11 protein-coding genes and 1 pseudogene are annotated in these 16,030 nt (G+C 72.3%); 6 read left to right on the forward strand and 6 right to left on the reverse strand.

Features of this window, described 5'->3' with window-relative positions:
• Window positions 1-84: 84 nt before the first annotated feature.
• Window positions 85-621, reverse strand: a pseudogene (locus ACWEN3_RS23725) (GOLPH3/VPS74 family protein); the annotation flags it as partial.
• 181 nt (window positions 622-802) lie between these two features.
• Between ACWEN3_RS23725 and ACWEN3_RS23730 the strand changes: the two are divergent.
• A complete protein-coding gene (locus ACWEN3_RS23730) occupies window positions 803-3,448 on the forward strand; it encodes a D-alanyl-D-alanine carboxypeptidase (RefSeq protein WP_452974411.1) in 2,646 nt (881 codons plus the stop codon).
• 198 nt (window positions 3,449-3,646) lie between these two features.
• Window positions 3,647-5,542: an MFS transporter gene (locus tag ACWEN3_RS23735; RefSeq protein ID WP_452974414.1), complete on the forward strand. Its 1,896-nt coding sequence runs from the start codon at window positions 3,647-3,649 to the stop codon at window positions 5,540-5,542.
• Window positions 5,543-5,546: 4 nt separating this feature from the next.
• Here the strand turns inward: ACWEN3_RS23735 and ACWEN3_RS23740 are convergent, their stop codons facing one another.
• Window positions 5,547-6,392, reverse strand: coding sequence for a hypothetical protein (locus ACWEN3_RS23740; RefSeq protein ID WP_452974416.1), 846 nt, complete (start codon window positions 6,390-6,392; stop codon window positions 5,547-5,549).
• Window positions 6,393-6,471: 79 nt separating this feature from the next.
• Between ACWEN3_RS23740 and ACWEN3_RS23745 the strand changes: the two genes are divergently transcribed.
• The gene (locus ACWEN3_RS23745) at window positions 6,472-7,260 is read left to right on the forward strand and encodes an SDR family oxidoreductase (RefSeq protein WP_452974419.1); all 789 of its coding nucleotides are present in this window, start codon (window positions 6,472-6,474) and stop codon (window positions 7,258-7,260) included.
• A gap of 127 nt (window positions 7,261-7,387) precedes the next feature.
• Window positions 7,388-8,947, forward strand: a complete 1,560-nt coding sequence (locus tag ACWEN3_RS23750; protein WP_452974422.1) for a sodium:solute symporter family protein — start codon at window positions 7,388-7,390, stop codon at window positions 8,945-8,947.
• A gap of 29 nt (window positions 8,948-8,976) precedes the next feature.
• Here the strand turns inward: ACWEN3_RS23750 and ACWEN3_RS23755 are convergent, their stop codons facing one another.
• Both ACWEN3_RS23755 and ACWEN3_RS23760 read right to left on the reverse strand, forming a co-directional pair.
• The gene (locus ACWEN3_RS23755) at window positions 8,977-10,092 is read right to left on the reverse strand and encodes an ADP-ribosylglycohydrolase family protein (RefSeq protein ID WP_452974424.1); all 1,116 of its coding nucleotides are present in this window, start codon (window positions 10,090-10,092) and stop codon (window positions 8,977-8,979) included.
• A 138-nt stretch (window positions 10,093-10,230) separates the two neighbouring features.
• Window positions 10,231-10,989, reverse strand: a complete 759-nt coding sequence (locus ACWEN3_RS23760) for a TetR/AcrR family transcriptional regulator (RefSeq protein WP_452974426.1) — start codon at window positions 10,987-10,989, stop codon at window positions 10,231-10,233.
• 108 nt (window positions 10,990-11,097) lie between these two features.
• On the opposite strand from ACWEN3_RS23760, the gene ACWEN3_RS23765 reads away from it, so the two are divergent.
• Window positions 11,098-12,108: an alpha/beta fold hydrolase gene (locus ACWEN3_RS23765; RefSeq protein WP_452974429.1), complete on the forward strand. Its 1,011-nt coding sequence runs from the start codon at window positions 11,098-11,100 to the stop codon at window positions 12,106-12,108.
• 55 nt (window positions 12,109-12,163) lie between these two features.
• Here ACWEN3_RS23765 and ACWEN3_RS23770 read toward each other — a convergent pair whose 3' ends face one another.
• A complete protein-coding gene (locus ACWEN3_RS23770; RefSeq protein WP_452974432.1) occupies window positions 12,164-15,091 on the reverse strand; it encodes a tetratricopeptide repeat protein in 2,928 nt (975 codons plus the stop codon).
• 68 nt (window positions 15,092-15,159) lie between these two features.
• Between ACWEN3_RS23770 and ACWEN3_RS23775 the strand changes: the two genes are divergently transcribed.
• Window positions 15,160-15,666: a DUF2165 domain-containing protein gene (locus tag ACWEN3_RS23775; RefSeq protein WP_452974435.1), complete on the forward strand. Its 507-nt coding sequence runs from the start codon at window positions 15,160-15,162 to the stop codon at window positions 15,664-15,666.
• On the opposite strand, the gene ACWEN3_RS23780 is transcribed toward ACWEN3_RS23775, so the two are convergent.
• Window positions 15,659-16,030: hypothetical protein (locus ACWEN3_RS23780; RefSeq protein WP_452974438.1), on the reverse strand; the 372-nt coding region annotated here is incomplete at its 5' end. The two genes, ACWEN3_RS23775 and ACWEN3_RS23780, sit on opposite strands and share 8 nt — an antisense overlap.

Below are 16,030 nucleotides of genomic sequence, written 5' to 3' on the forward strand. Positions count from 1 at the left end.
CATCGGCGACATGCCCCGGATCCACACCGCGGCCGAGCGGCTGCGCGGCTACCGGGCGGCCATGGAGGACGCGGGGATACCGGTCGAGGACCTGCCCTCGTTGCCCGGGTACAGGTGTTTGCCGAGCCCGACGGCGTGTGCCAGGGCGGCGAGCGCCGCGGTCCGCGGGTCCGGCGGTACGCCGGTGCGGATCGCGGAGTCCAGCCGGGCACGGATCTCCCGGCTGATGGTGGTGTCCGTCGCCTGGTAGCGCGTCGTCGGCAGCACCCCGCACATCTGGCCCGGCACCGCGGCGACCATGCCGCACCGCTCCAGATGCGAGAGGTAGATCTGGCGCAGCCCCAGCCGGGGCCCGCCGATCCAGTGAACGGCCCGCACGGGGGCGCCGCGCCTTCGCAGCAACTCCAACGCGCAGTCCAGTGTTGGATCTCCTGTGGGCCGTGGCACCACCACGGCGATACGATCCCCGTCTGGGGCTATCCGTCCGGCCAGCGCCAGCTCCACTAGCTGTGCTCCGGCCAGACCGAGGTCGAGCGACTGCGGCTGCGCAGTGGTACCCGTGGCCGGGTCCAGTGCGAGCAACAGAAGCTCCTCCGGAATTGTTCTGCGGCTCCTGCCCATCCATGCCTCCCCGCGTGGATGAATGACAGGGTGACCCCTCTCACATTGGTCTGTCGAGGGTGCGTGACCGGTTCGTGAGGGAACCGGTAGGTATGTCGTTCTCGTCTACCACAGGGGCCAAGCCCTCACACAGGACACTGGTACATGGTTCGGACAGGGCGCGCGCGTGGGCGTGCGGCGCATGGAGGAGGCATCGGTGGCGGGCGAGTCCCCCGACAGGTCGAAGCAGCGCGAGTCGTCGGCGGAACCGACGCCGGGGAGCGCGGGTTCGGTTCCCGAGGCACGTGATCCGCGGCTCGCGGTGTCCCGCGAAAAGGATTCCTCGGGCGGCGTGGACACCGCGACGAAGATCCTGTCCGTACGGGACGCCAAGAAGCCGGCGGAGGACGGGGATCGGGCCGCCGACTCCGAGACCCCGGACGAGGACAGGGCCCTCCGCAAGGCGGTCTCGGCCTGGGTCCGCGGCGCCGACGCGACAGCGAAGCCACCCGAGCAGCGGCAGGCGGAGACGCCGGAGGCGGAGCACGCCGACGAGTCCCAGGCCCCGGAGGCGGGACAGCCGGAGGAGTCCGCGGAGTCGGGGCCGGAGAAGCGTGACGCCGACGCGGACACGGACACGGACGAGTCGGAGACGGACGCCGAGGCGACGGCGGAGGCGGACGCGGACGCGGAGCCGAAGGGCCGGGCGGATGCGGGCGCCGGCGCCGGCACCGACTCGGAGGCTGACGCGGACGCCGAGGTGACGGCCGACGCTGACGACGACGCGACGGGCGACGCTGACCCGAGCGTGAACGCGAAGGGCGACGCGGGATCGAAGGCGAGCGCCGACGCGACGGCGGACGCAGACGCTGAGGCGAGCGCCGACGCGGACGCGGACGCGAAGAGCGACACCGAGGCAGACGCAGACGCGAAGAGCGGCGCTGAGGCGGACACGGCCGCCGACGCGAACGGCGACGCGGACTCAAAGGCGAACCCTGACGCGACGGCGGACGCGGGCTCGAACGCGGGCGCGAAGAGCGACGCTGACGCGAAGGCGGACGCGGACGCAAACACCGACGCCGGCGCGAAGAACGACGCGGACGCGGACGTTGAGGCGGACGCGAAGAGCGCCGCGGACGCGACGGCTGACGCCACGAAGGCCGACGCGGACGCCGACGCCGGCACGAAGGCCGACGCCGAGGCCGACGCCGTCGAGGACGCCGCGCCCGAGGCGGGCGAAAGCGGAGCCGAGGGTGATGGCGACGGTGACGGTGACGGGGCGGAGGATCCGCCGGAGGCACCCGCGGCTGTCGATCAGCCCACCACCGCCTTCAAGGCCCTCCGCCCCAAGGCCCCCCAGGTCGACCAGCCGACGACCATGCTGAAGCTCGGTGGCACCGCCAAGGCGCCCAAGGCCCCTGAGGCCCCCGAGTCCGACGCCGAGCGCACGAGCAGGTTCGTCGCGCTGCGGGACGACGTGAAGCCTGCGGCCAAGCCGACGCCCCCGGACGTCACCGCCGCCGTCCCCCAGATCGGCCCCGAGCGCACCGCCCAGCAGCCCCTGCCCCCGAAGCCCCCGCTGGACCTCCTGGCGGAGCTGACGAACACGCCCCCGCCCCCGCAGACCCCGGTCCGCACGATCGTGCGCCGGGTCAAGATCTGGACCCCCCTGGTCCTGCTCCTGGCGATCGTCTTCGCGGTCGTACAGACCTTCCGCCCGCTGCCCCAGCCCACCCTCGACCTCACGGCGAAGGACAACTACACCTTCACCGGCGCCAAGGTGGCCATCCCGTGGCCGTCCCAGGGCCAGGCCGCCCTCGACGTCCAGGGCATCGGCACCTTCGGCTCCTCCGGCGACCAGAAGCCCGTGCCCATCGCGAGCGTCGCCAAGGTCATGACGGCGTACATCGTCCTGCGCGACCACCCGCTGAAGAGCGGCGCCGCCGGTCCCAAGCTGAAGATCGACAAGACCGCCCAGCAGCAGTCGGACGCGGGCCAGGAGTCCACGGTGCACGTCACCGCCGGTGACTCGATCACCCAGCGCGAGGCGCTGGAGAGCATCCTCATCGCCTCCGCCAACAACATCGCCCGGCTGCTGGCCCGCTGGGACGACGGCTCGGAGCAGGCGTTCGTGGCGAAGATGAACGCCACCGCCAAGAGCCTCGGCATGACGAACACCACGTACACCGACCCCTCCGGTCTGACGAACACCACCGTCAGCACGGCCGTGGACCAGGTGAAGCTGGCCAAGGCCGCGATGACCATGCCCGCCTTCCGCGAGGTCGCGGCGATGATGTCGTACAACGACTACAAGGGGACCAACCACTCCAACTGGAACCACCTGGTCGGCCACAACAACGTCGTCGGCATCAAGACCGGCACCACCACCTCCGCCCTCGGCAACCTCGTCTTCGCGGCGAAGCAGCAGGTGGGCAACGAGACCCGGACCGTCGTCGGCGCCGTGGTCCGCCAGCCCGCCGACCCCGTCGACCACTCCATCCTCACGGGGGCGCTGAACGCCGCGGACAAGCTGATCCGCGCCGGTCAGGCCGCGCTGAAGCCGGCGACGATCCTGAAGAAGGGCGACGTCGTCGGGTACGTGGACGACGGCCTCGGCGGCCGCACCCCGGTGGTGGCGACGAAGGACGTCACGGCGGCCGGCTGGTCCGGTCTGCAGGTGAAGCTGTCGTTCGCCCCCGACACCGTGCCGCACACCGCGAAGGCCGGCACCAAGGTCGGCACGCTCACCGTGGGTGACGGTTCGGCCGGTGCGGTCAGCGTTCCGGTGGCCCTGGAGGAGGATCTGGCCGAGCCCGGCTTCGGCGCGAAGCTCACGCGTCTGGGCTGATCGCACCACCCCTCGTCCCGCCCGCGCACCCCGCCGACGGCGCCCCACCCGGGAGCCCCGTGGCGGGGTGCGTGCTAGCGTCACGAATCGGGGCAGGTCGCCGGTCACGGGACAGGGCCGCGAACTGTACGGGAAACGGCCGGGAACACCGAGGGACGCGGCCGAGAACAGAAGACGGGACACGGGGAGTGCCTTCAGGTGGCCACAGCGGAGCCGACACGCGCCGACGACACCGAGCCGGGCCCGGAATCCGGCCCGCGAATACGCCTGTCCACGACTGACACCGGCGGTCGTGGCGGTACGGACGGTCATCACGAGAGTGGTGACGGCCGGGACGGCCGTGCCGTGCGCCCGGAAGAGGAGCGGTCCGGCCTCCTCGCGCGTCTCCTGACCGCCGCCGAACCCCTCCGACAGCGGTTCCTCGTGCACCCCGTGCTGTCCTTCACCGCGCTCGCGGGCGTCCTGCACATCATCTGGTTCTTCACGTTCGCGAACAGCGGCGGCGATCTCGCGGCGCAGGACGCCTGGGCCGAGTTCGTCGGCCGGCACCCGGACTCGGCGTACAACCTCGCCTGGTACGGCGGCATGCACCCGGTGTCGTACAGCGTGGTCTCGCCGTATCTGATGGCCGTCCTCGGCGTCCGTACGACGATGATGATCGCCGGAACGGTGTCGGCGGGCCTGCTGACGCTGGTCCTGATCCGCAGCCGCGCGGTGCGCAACCCCCTGTGGGCGTCCCTCGCCGGGGTCTTCGCGCTGCTGTGCAACGCGATCTCGGGCCGGGTGACCTTCGGGCTCGGCACGATGTTCGCGCTCGGCGCGGTCGCGGCCGTGTTCTGCTGGCCGTACCGCTGGCGGCACAAACGCTGGGCGAAGGCGGCGGTGGCCGCCCCGCTGGCCGGGCTCTCCACCATGGCCTCCCCCGTCTCGGGGCTGTTCGTGGGCCTGGTCGCGGTCGCCCTGTTCCTGCAGAAGCGGCGGCCGGGCGCCTGGGCGCTGGGGCTCGCCCCGACGGTGGTCGTCGCCGCCTCGTACTTCCTCTTCCCGTTCTCCGGCACCCAGCCGATGACGTTCGGCTCGGTGGTCCTGCCCCTGCTGTACGGGCTGCTGTGCCTGTTCCTGGTGCCGAAGGAGTGGGTGACCGTCCGGCTGACGGCGGCCGTCTACAGCGCCGGCGTCGTCCTGGTCTGGCTGATCAGCTCCCAGATCGGCTCGAACATCGCCCGGCTGCCGATGATGTTCGCGGGCGCGACGCTGATCGCGGCGCTGCCGTTCACGGAGCACAAGTCGCGCCGGTGGTACGTGACCGTGCTGGCGTTCCTGGGCTTCGTCGGCTGGATCGGCTACAAGTCGGTGGACGACATCATCCACACGACCCCGGCCGCCTCCTGGGCCCGTGAACTGGCGCCGCTCGTCAACCAGCTGCAGAAGGTCGGCGCCGAGAAGGGCCGCGTCGAGGTGGTCCCGGCCCGCTCGCACCGCGAGGCCTCCGCGCTCGCGCCGTACGTCAACCTGGCTCGCGGCTGGAACCGGCAGGCCGACATGCAGCGCAACCCGCTCTTCTACGACGACACGCTCAACTCGGCGAACTACCACGAGTGGCTCCAGCGATGGGCCGTGCACTTCGTCGTGCTGCCCAAGGACAACCCGGACGGGGACGGCGGCGAGCGGGAGCGGGAGCTGCTGCGGCGCGGGATGCCGTACCTGACCCAGATCTGGGGCGACGCCAACTGGCAGCTGTTCCGGGTGACCGATCCGGCTCCGCTCGCCGAGCCCGACTCGGTGGTGGACCGGGCCGATCAGGGCGAGATGACGCTGGAGGTGCACAAGGCGGGGCGGATCCTGATCCGGATCCCGTACTCGCCGTGGCTGAGCGTCGTCGACGAGCACGGCAAGAGCCTGAAGCCGCCGCAGCCGGTCTCTTCCGGCACACCGAAGAAGTACCGGAACGTCAACGGGTGCCTCATGCCCACGCAGGAGGACACGGACGGGGACAAGTGGACGGTGCTGCTCGCGCCGAAGGCCGGCACGTACCGGCTGGCCGCGCCCTACCAGCTGCCCCGGGGTACGCCGTGCCCCGACGAGCTGAAGTGAGCGGTCAGGCTCCGCGCAGTTCGGTGACGTAGGTGTCCGTGCCGGGGACCGTCGGGACGAAGGGCGCCACCAGCTCCACCCGGCCCAGCCCGGCGTCCGAGACGTCCGCGTCCAGCCCCGTGAAGTGCCGCTCCCAGCACTCGCGCGGATCCTCCTGGAGGAACCACAGCAGGGTGACCCGGGTGTCCACGCCCTCGACCTGCTTGACGTACGTCATGCGGTCGCCGGGCAGGGGGGTGGGCCGGAAGACCGTGACCATGGCCGCCGGGGAGCCCGCGAGGCGGCGCGGCAGGTGCCGGGCGCCCAGCCACTCCAGCAGTTCGGCACGCTGCCGGGGCGAGTCGGCGTCGATCACCTCCAGCACCAGTCCCGCGTAGGGGTGGTCGAGGGCGTGGAAGTCCCTCGGCCCCGCCGCGCCGTCCCGGTAGACCGTCCTCTCGTGGTCCTGGAAGGCCGTGAAGACGTGGGTGCGGTCCTGGTGGACGCGGGCGTCCCGGTTGAGGCGCCGGTTGATGGCGACCGTCCACCTCATGTGGTCGTCGTAGCGTCCGGCGGTGATCCAGTAGGTGGAGAGGTAGCAGCCGGCGGTGACCGGCCGGGCGACCGCCGACTTCTCGGGGTAGCGCAGGAGCTGCAGCTCGCGGGTGGCGACCCAGCGGCGGCCCGCGTACATCCAGGGCATCGCCATGGCGCCGGCGTAGTAGTGGTCGTCCTCGTACCAGCGGTTGTACGCGTACTCGTGGCCGGGATGCGGCTCGACCATGGTGATCAGGGCGTGGCCGGGGCGGACGCCGTACGGGCCGACGGCGGCCAGTTCGGCGTACCGCTCGCTGCGGGTGTCCTCGCTCATGCGGTTCCCCTTCCGTCCTCCTGCGGTCACCCATACTCTGACGCTCCGTCAGATAAAGCGCCATACCAGGGAGGCACCGATGTCGCTGCTCACCGGCAAGACCGTGGTCGTCTCGGGGGTCGGGGCCGGACTCGGCCGTCAGGTCGCGGCGGCCGTCGTACGGGACGGCGGGAACGCGGTGCTCGGGGCGCGCACCGAGGCGAACCTCGCCAAGAGCGCTGCCGAGATCGACCCGCGCGGCGAACGCACCGCGTACCGGGCGACGGACATCACCGACGAGGGGCAGTGCGAGCGGCTGGCCGCGCTGGCGCGGGAGCGGTTCGGCGGGATCGACGCCGTGGTGCACGTGGCGGCCTGGGACTCCTACTTCGGCGGGGTCGAGGACGCGGACTTCACGACCTGGCAGTCGGTCATCGACGTGAATCTGCTCGGCACCCTGCGGATGACCCGGGCGTGCCTGCCGGCGCTGAAGGCGGGCGGGGGCGGGTCGGTGGTGTTCGTCGGGACCCAGTCGGCCGTCGCCGCGCCCTCGCAGGTGCGGCAGGCGGCGTACGCGGCCTCGAAGGGGGCGCTGACCAGCGCGATGTACTCGCTGGCCCGGGAGCTGGGGCCGCACCGGATCCGCGTCAACACGGTGCTGCCGGGCTGGATGTGGGGGCCGCCGGTGCAGGCGTACGTACGGTTCACCGCCCAGTCGGAGGGGGTGCCGGAGGCGGAGGTGCTGGCGCGGCTGACCGAGCGGATGGCGCTGCCGGAGCCGGCCACCGACGGGGACGTGGCGGACGCGGCGGTGTTCCTGTCGTCGGACCGCGCGCGGGCCGTCACCGGGCAGTCGTTGCTGGTCAACGCCGGGGAGCTGATGCGCTGACCGAACGCGGCCCGAACGATGGCTAGTTCATGTAGATGAACAGGGGTCACCCAGACGAACATCTTTGCTGTGACTTGACCTTACCCTCGCTTGTCGTGTTCACGTAGCCGGACCCACGATCGGGCACATGAACAGTCTCGACTGGGCCGTACTCGTCGGCTACTTCGGTGTGATGGTCGCGATCGGCGTCTGGTCGCACAAGCGCGTGGACAACGTCTCCGACTTCTTCACGGCCGGCGGCAGGATGCCCTGGTGGCTCTCCGGCATCTCGCACCACATGTCGGGCTACAGCGCGGTGATGTTCACCGGGTACGCGGGCATCGCCTACACCTACGGCGTCACCTCCGTCGTCACCTGGTCCTTACCCATCGCGCTCGGCATCGCCATCGGGTCGAGGCTGTTCGCGCCGCGCGTCAACCGGCTGCGGTCCCGGCTGCGGGTGGCCTCCCCGCTGGAGTACCTGAGGAACCGCTACGACCTCCCGACCCAGCAGGCGCTCGCCTGGTCAGGCATGCTGCTGAAGATCGTGGACGTGGGCGCCAAGTGGGCGGCCATCGCGACCCTGTTGTCCGTGTTCACCGGCGTCTCCCTCGACCAGGGCATCCTCGTCACCGGCGCGATCACGGCCGTCTACTGCACGATCGGCGGCCTGTGGGCCGACGCGCTGACCGAACTCGGCCAGTTCGTCATCCAGTTGCTCGCCGGTGTCTCGATGTTCGTGGCCGTCGTACTGAAGCTGGACGACAAGCACATCGGCTTCCTCGGCGCCTGGCACCAGCCCGCCCTGCACGGCCACGGCAAGCCGCTGGTCGGCCCCTACGGCACGGTGTTCCTGCTGGCGTTCCTGTTCATCAAGCTCTTCGAGTACAACGGCGGCATGCTCAACCAGGCCCAGCGCTACATGGCCACGGGCAGCGCGCACGAGGCGGAGCGCTCGGCCCGGCTGTCGGCGGTCCTGTGGCTGGTCTGGCCTGCGGTGCTGTTCTTCCCGATGTGGATGTCCCCGCTCCTGGTCCACGCGCGGAAGCCGGACGGCTCCGACTCCTACGGCCTGATGACCGAACAGCTCCTGCCGCACGGCCTGCTGGGTCTCGTCGTGGTCGGCTTCTTCTCGCACACGATGGCCATGTGCTCCTCCGACGCGAACGCGATCGCGGCCGTCTTCACGCGTGACGTGGCGCCGATGCTGTCCCCGTGGGCGCGGGCGTGGGGCGAGCGTTCGGGTCTGATCGCGGCCCGGGTGACGACGGTGGTCTTCCTGGGCCTGTCCATGGCGGTGGCCACGCAGGTCGACTCCCCGACGTTCAAGGACATCATCACGGTCGTCATCAAGTGGGTGGCCGGCCTCATGGGCCCGATCGCCATCCCGATGATGCTGGGTCTGCTCCGCCCGTTCCGCCGCTCCGGCCCCACCGCGGCCCTCACCAGCTGGGCGGCGGGCCTGCTCGCCTTCTGGCTGGTCAACTACCCGGTCAACTGGCACGTCTCCGGCGGAGTCCCCCTCCAGTACCAGGTCTCCGTCCCGCTCGCCGTCTCCCTCGTCCTCTACGTCCTCATCGGCTACCTGAAGCCGGAGGACACCCCGGAGCGCCTGGCGATCATCGAGCGGCTCAACACGGACGGGGACGCGGCGGCCGCCGTGCCGGTGCCCGCGGAAGCGGGGGACGACGTGGTGGGAGCGCCGTAGGGGTCACCCACGGGCGGCCGGGGCTCGCCTCAGCCCCGCGGATACCTCGCCAGCCAGCCCGGCGACGACCCGGCGGGACCGTGCAGCGCCGGGCCCTGGGTCATCTCCATCGAGAAGTCGTCGGCCAGTTCCAGGATCGTGGGGCGGCCCTCCAGTTCGGCCAGCCAGGCCGGGGGGAGGGCCGTCTCGCCGTGCAGGGCGCCGAGGAGCCCGCCGGTGAGGGCCCCCGCCGCGGCCGACGGCCCGCTCTGGTTCACCGCCAGGCACAGCCCGTGCCGCACGTCCTCCCCGACCAGCGCGCAGTACACGGAGGCGGCCAGCAGCCCGTCGGCCGTACCGTCCCCGGCCAGCTCCTCCACCCGCGCCGGACCGGGCATCCCCTGCCGCACCGCGCCGAGGGCGTGCTGGAGCGCGTCGGACACGGGCTGGTGGCCGGGGCGGGCGGGGAGCAGGGCGAGGGCCCGCTGCACCGCGCCGTCCAGGCTCTCCCCGCGGGCCAGACCGTGCACGATCACGGCGTACGCGCCCGCCGACAGATAAGCGATGGGATGCCCGTGGGTCTGGGCCGCGCACTCCACCGCCAGCTGGATGACGAGCTGCGGCTCCCAGCCGACGAGCAGCCCGAAGGGGGCCGAGCGGGCGACGGCCTCCGGCCCCAGCTCCCCCGGGTTCTTGGGGGTCTCCAGCGTGCCCATGGCCTCGTCGCCGAACCCGACGAGCAGCGCCCGCGACGGATCGCGGCGGGCGTAGAGCCACTCCTCGCGGGCCAGCCAGCCGTCGTCCTTGCGGCGCTCGTCGGGCCCCCAGTCCCGCTGGGTGGCCGCCCAGCGCAGATACGCCCGGTGCAGATCGGTCGGCGGGTACCAGGCGCCGGTGTCCCGGCGCACCTGGGCCCGGATCAGCCCGTCCACGGTGAACAGGGTCAGCTGGGTGTGGTGGGTGACCGTACCGCGCCGACCCTGGCCGAAGGCCAGGTCGAGGAGCCCCTCCGGGCCGTACGCGGCGCGGACCTCCTCCAGGGACAGCGGGTCGGCCGGACCGCCCAGCGCGTCGCCGACGGCGGTCCCGAGCAGGGTGCCGCGCACCCGGCCGCGGAAGTCCTGCTGCTCGGCACGGCCCCAGACGGGAACGGCTGTCGCACTCATCCAGACCTCCTCCCGGCACCGTCAGCCCGTACGACGTTCAGCACTGTAATCGACCAGGAACGGTCCGTTCAGGGGGGCAAAACGTCCTGAAGGGCCATTTCCGGCCACCTCTACGAGTCATTCACGGAGTCGACGGAATCATGGACGAGCGGCGACGAGCGCCTCCACCCCGTCGAGGATCCGGTCGAGCCCGAACCCGAGCGGATCGATGCCGTCCGCGCCGAAGGCGCCCTCGGCGAGGGCCCTGGTCAGGGCGGGGAAGCGGTCGGCGTGCCGGGCGAGCAGGTCGCCCGAGAGCCGGTTCCACTCCCGGTCGTGCTCCTCGTCGTAGTCGCCCTCCTGCTGGGCGAGGTTGCGGACGAGCCCGATCAGCAGCAGGAACACCTGGTGGCGCTCGGCGCCGCCCAGGCCGGTGGGCTCCAGCGCGGCGAGCGCCGCGTCCACCCAGCGCAACTGGCAGGGGCCCATCACCTGGCGGCGCATGGCGGTGGCGGTGAGCAGCCAGGGGTGGGCCGCGTAGACGCGCGCGCACTGCCGGGTCCACTCCCCCACGGCCGCCCGCCAGTCCCCGCGCCCCGCCTTCTCCCCCGACAGCCCCGACAGGTCCGGGGCCTCGGCGAGCACCGCCTCCACCATCAGTTCGACCAGTTCCGTCTTGCCCGGGACGTACCGGTACAGCGCCATCGCCGACAGCCCGAACTCGCCGGCCACCCTGCTCATGGACACGGCGTCCAGCCCCTCCCGGTCGGCCAGGTCGGCGGCGGCCGCGGCGATGCGCTGGGGGCTCAGCTTCGGCTTGGGGCCGCGGGTGGGCTGCTCCTGCTCACCCCACAGCAGCGCGAGCACCGTCTGCGGGTCGCGCGGCTTCTCCTGCTGTTCCCTGTTCCGTCCGGCCACGAGGACCCTCCCGCTCGGCTCCGAGCGAAGCCGGTTGACTCCGCCCATCAACTGTATATACCGTAAACACAACAGCTGATGGCATAAACAGTTTAGGGGGAACACATCATGCTGCTCACCTACCGCGCCCTGAAGCGCCGCACGCTCGCCAGGAACCTGCGCATCACCACCCCGAACGGCATCGACGAGTCCTCGTACGTCCGCATCGGCGGCATCGACCAGTGGATCTCCATCCGCGGCGAGGACCGGGCCAACCCCGTGCTGCTCGAACTCCACGGCGGCCCCGGCTCCTCCAACCTCGTCTTCGCTCCGCGCACCCGCGCCTGGGAGCGGCACTTCACGATCGTCCGCTGGGACATGCGCGGCGCCGGCCGGACCTTCACGGCGGGCGGTCCCGAGGGCCAGGGCGAGCTGACCCTCGGCCGCCTCCAGGCGGACGCGCTGGAGGTCACGGCCCACGTCCGCACCCGGCTCGGCGTGGACAAGGTCGTCCTCCTCGCCAACAGCTTCGGCACCGTCGTCGGCCTCCGCCTCGCCCGCGACCACCCGGACCTGTACGCGGCGTACGTCGGCACGGACCAGAACATCGTGGGCGGCGGCCGGGACGCCTCGTCCTACGAGGCGCTGCTGACCCGCCTCGAAAAGGCGGGCAGGAAGAAGCGGCTGGCGGCGATGACGGCCATCGGCCCGGACCGGACCGCCTGGTCGGCCCACGAGTGGGCGGAGTACGCGAAGACGGTGGTCACGACCGACCCCCTGACCTACGACACCATGAAGACGGTGGTCGTCCGCTCCCTCTGGTTCTCGCCCTCGCACACCCTGCGCGACCTGCGCTCGTACCTGAAGGCCCAGAACTTCTCGGAACAGCTGGGCCCCCAGGCGATGTCCGTCGACGAGTACGCGGAAGGCACCGGCTTCCGCCTCCCCTTCTTCGTCTTCCAGGGCGACAGCGACGTCCTGACCCCGCCGGAACCGGCCCGCCGCTTCTACGAGTCGGTCACCGCCCCGGTGAAGGACTTCGCCCTCATTCCCGAGGCGAGCCACTTCGCGTCGTTCCGCCACCCGGACTTCTTCCTGAACCTGCTGCTGACCCGGGTACGGCCGGTGGTGACGGCCTGACAGCGGCGCGCTCGAAAACCGGTGGAGCGGCGCCGCCCGCCGTCGGCTTCGCCGTTCACTGGGCGTAGCGCGCCCGCAGGGTGTCCCGGGCCTCGGTCACCCTCGCCAGGCGGGGGGCGAGTCTGGTGTGGTCGATGCCGGGGCTGTACAGCAGGGCGGTGAGGCAGTCGGCCAGGTTGGACAGCTCGGTCCAGGCGTGCGGTGCGGTGAGGACGCGGTGCAGGCGGGCGTCCAGTTCGGGCCAGTCCTGGAGGCCCGCGCCGATCACGGCCGCGACGGCGTCCGAGCGCCGCTCCCCCCGGGGGACGCCCGTCCACAGGAAGCGGGCGGCGGCCGTCCCGTCGATCGAGCGCTGCCGTCCGGCGGCCTCCAGGACGGGGCCCCAGTCCCGCCCGCCCAAGTGCGCGGAGCGGGCCCAGGAAGGATCGCCCCCGAGCACGAGGTACCGCTCCAGGCCCGACCGCGCCTGCTCCAGCCGGCCGACGCTCAGATCGGCCCGGACCTTGTTCCTCAGTGCCCACGCGCCCTCGGGATCCAGTTCCACCGCGCGGTAGGCGTCGGCGAGCGCCCTGTCGTACCGGCCCTGACGGCGGTGCGCCCTGGAGCGGTGCACCAGGGCCCACGGGTAGTCCGGGCTGAGACCCAACGCACGGTCGAGGTCGGCCAGCGCCTCCGCGTGCCGGCCGTGTTTCCCGTGCAGGGCGCCTCGGCTGGCGTACGCGGAGGCGTAGTCCGGGTCGAGCTCGACGGCCCGCCGGTAGTCGGCCAGCGCCTGCTCCTCCCGGCCGTCCGCGCTGAGCGCGTCGCCCCGCTCGCACAGCACCCACGGGGAGTCGGGGGTGAGCCGCACGGCGCGGTCGAGGTCGGCCAGTTGCCGCTCGCGCTCGCGGCGCGACCGCCGTACCCGGGCCCGGCGGACCAGGGCCCAGACGAACTCCGGGGCGATCTCCAGCGACCGGTCCAGATCCGCGAGCGCGAGGTCGAGCCGGCCGAGCGCCTTGTGGGTGACGCCCCGGGCGGCCCATGCCGCGTACAGCGTCGGGTCGAGTTCGATCGCCCGGTCCAGGTCCCGCAGCGCGAGGTCGTGGCGCCTGCGTATGCGGTGGTAGTCGCCCCGGCGGGCCAGTGTGGCGGCGTCGGCGGGCGCCAGTTCGTGGGCCCGGTCCAGGTCCGCGACGGCGGCCTCGTAGTCGCCCAGTTCGGCACGGGCGACGCTGCGGCCGTAGTAGGCGCCGGTCAGACCGGCGTCGAGGGCGAGGGCCCGGTCGTACTCCGCGACCGCGCGCTCGTGGCCGTCCGCGGCCCGGAAGACGTTGCCGCGGATCGAGTGGGCGAGCGCCCGGGCGGCGGTGTCCAGCGCGGCCCGGTCGAGCAGGAGGCCGAGCGCGTCGGCGGTGTCCAGGGCCTGGAGGGCGTGCGACAGGTCTTCGCCCCAGCGGACCAGCGCCTCCGAGCGGCTGTCCTCCCCCGCCTCCCCGAGCGTCCGGGCCCAGCGGCGGGCCTCCTCCCCGCCGCGGCCGCACGCCTGCACCACGGACCCGAGCACGGTCGGCAGCGCGGTCTCCGTCCCGGCGCACAGCCGGTGATACGCCTCCGCCAGCCGCACCTCCCGCCATCTCTCGTCCGTCCAGGGGTCGTCGAGCCCCGCCCCCCGCTCCTCCCGCCATCCCTCGAACGTCTCCGCCAGCCGCTCGTGCCGTTCCGTCCAGCCCCGGGGCGAGCGCCCGCGCTGCAGGCGCAGCATCGGCGCCCGTACGACGTCGTGGTACTGCACCCGCTCGCCGCGCTCGCTGACGAACGGCATGCCGCGCAGCCAGTCGTACAGGGCGTCGGCCTCGTCCCCCGGGCAGTCCACGACCGCCCGGAACACATCGGCGTCCAGGCGTCGCGGCAGGGCGCAGGCCAGGGCCACGGACCGCCGGAGCGGATCCGGTTCCCACCTCAGGAAGCGTTCCACCGCCGTGGCGCTCGGGTCGCCCACGTCGTCGGGGTCGCCGGGGCGGGACTCGGCGAGGGTGGAGACGAGGACCGGCAGGCCGCCGGTGAGCCGCAGCACCTCCGCGACCACCGGTTCGGCCGTCACCCCGCGGTCCGCCAGCAGGCCCCGTGCCTCCGCCTCCGTGAACGGTCCGAGCGGCACGTCGGTCATGAAGTCGGCGAAGCCGCCCCAGCGGGCGGTGTCGAAGGGATGCTGGCCGGCGGTGACGACGAGGACGTTGGCGGGCAGGGCGCCGTACCGGTCGGTGGTCATCAGCTGGTGCAGCCAGCCGTCGAGGAACGGGCCGGTGCGCTCGTAGGTGTCGAAGAGCAGGACCAGCCAGGGGGCCGACGCCGTGACGTCGGCCAGTTCGTCCAGGAGCTTCGGGGTCAGGACCCGTTCGGGGGACAGCACCAGCTGCACGTCCTCCTGGTTGCGGAAGCGGGCGCTCAGCCGTGACCTCAACCGGGCGGCTCCGTCCGCCAGTTGACCGGCGTCCACCGCGCCGACGAAGGCTCCGGCGCCGGGGACGAGCGCGCCGACGCCCGCCATGCCCAGCCGCACGGCCGTCGTGGTGAGCGGGGAGGGGCCCTCCGGGGCGGGCTCCAGGGCCGCCGCCTCGGCCTCCGCCTCGTGGCGCCGCTCCCGGTGGGCGACGAGCGCCTCCTCCAGCCTCTTCAACCGGTGGCCCTGCCGGGCGAGCTGGTGGCCGATGGCCGCCATCGCCTCCGGCACGCTCCCCACGCCCTCGTCCATGTACGCCGTCAGCGCGCCGCGCTCGCGCGCGATCTGCTCCAGCTCCCTGAGCAGGAACGTTTTTCCGACACCGGAGTTGCCGTGCACGTGGAAGAGGAAGCGGTGCCGTTCGTCCTCGGGCGGCATGTCCAAGTTGGCCCGGAACGCGGCGCGTTCGCCACCGCGGCCGACGAAGCCCGCCCGTCTGCGCCGTCCGATCAGCTCCTGCATCGACGGCCGTCCCCGCGTCATGCGTACGTCCTCCCCCACCGCCCGCACCTTCATTCTGGCGCAATGAGAACGCGTCAACCCGCCTTGCCGCGGGAGAGAATCCAGCCATGACCACCACCCCCACGCGCAACTCGAGCCTCAGGCTTGCCGCCGGTGTGCTCACCGGGATACTCGCCCTCTACATCGCCCTGGTCGCCCTCGGGAACATCACCGACTTCGGGACCAACCAGCAGTTCGTGCGGCATGTGCTGGCGATGGACACGACGTTCCAGGACCACGACCTGATGGGGCGGGCCATCACCGCCACCGGCCTTCAGGACACCGCCTACGTGGCGATCATCGTGTGGGAGACGGCGGCGGCCCTCGTGCTGATCTGGGGGGCGTCGCTCTGGGCGCGGCGGAAGGACGAGCCCGCGCGGCGCTGGTCCACCTACGGTCTGCTGATGCTCCTGCTGCTGTTCGGCGCCGGGTTCATCGCGATCGGCGGTGAGTGGTTCGCGATGTGGCAGTCGAAGACGTGGAACGGGCTGGACGCGGCGACCCGGGTGTTCCTGCTCAGCGGGGTGGCGTTGATCGTCAACCAGCTGCCCGCCCGCCGCGACGACGCTATCTGACGACCGTCACCTGCGTGTTCGTGTCACCGAAGGCCCACAGCGCGGCCCCGTCCTCCTTGTGCATGCGTATGCCGCCCAGCTTCTGGCCGTTCGCCGGGGGCGGCGAGGCGCCGTCGAGGGCGTTGGAGAAGGCTACGTTCACGCCGTCGACCTTGGTGAAGTACATGACGTGCTCGATCTGGACGCCGTCCGAGCCCTTCAGGGACTGGGTGCGCAGGGTGACCGAGTAGCGGCCGGGCTGCGGGCTCACCGTGCCCGGCCACACCGTGAACGTGCGGGACTCCTTGCCGGACGCGTCGACCAGCCACACGCGCTTGCCGCCGAGGGAGTACACGACCCGGCGGCCCGTGCCGGACGCGTCCGG

The organism is Streptomyces sp. NPDC004561, from assembly GCF_053602155.1.

Bases quoted from the DNA above. Each gene is read 5' to 3' on its own strand.
- ACWEN3_RS23740 (WP_452974416.1), bottom strand. From the start codon at position 6,392: ATGAGCGAGGACACCCGCAGCGAGCGGTACGCCGAACTGGCCGCCGTC.
- ACWEN3_RS23765 (WP_452974429.1), top strand. From the start codon at position 11,098: ATGCTGCTCACCTACCGCGCCCTGAAGCGCCGCACGCTCGCCAGGAAC.
- ACWEN3_RS23775 (WP_452974435.1), top strand. From the start codon at position 15,160: ATGACCACCACCCCCACGCGCAACTCGAGCCTCAGGCTTGCCGCCGGT.
- ACWEN3_RS23730 (WP_452974411.1), top strand. From the start codon at position 803: ATGGAGGAGGCATCGGTGGCGGGCGAGTCCCCCGACAGGTCGAAGCAG.
- ACWEN3_RS23750 (WP_452974422.1), top strand. From the start codon at position 7,388: ATGAACAGTCTCGACTGGGCCGTACTCGTCGGCTACTTCGGTGTGATG.
- ACWEN3_RS23745 (WP_452974419.1), top strand. From the start codon at position 6,472: ATGTCGCTGCTCACCGGCAAGACCGTGGTCGTCTCGGGGGTCGGGGCC.
- ACWEN3_RS23755 (WP_452974424.1), bottom strand. From the start codon at position 10,092: ATGAGTGCGACAGCCGTTCCCGTCTGGGGCCGTGCCGAGCAGCAGGAC.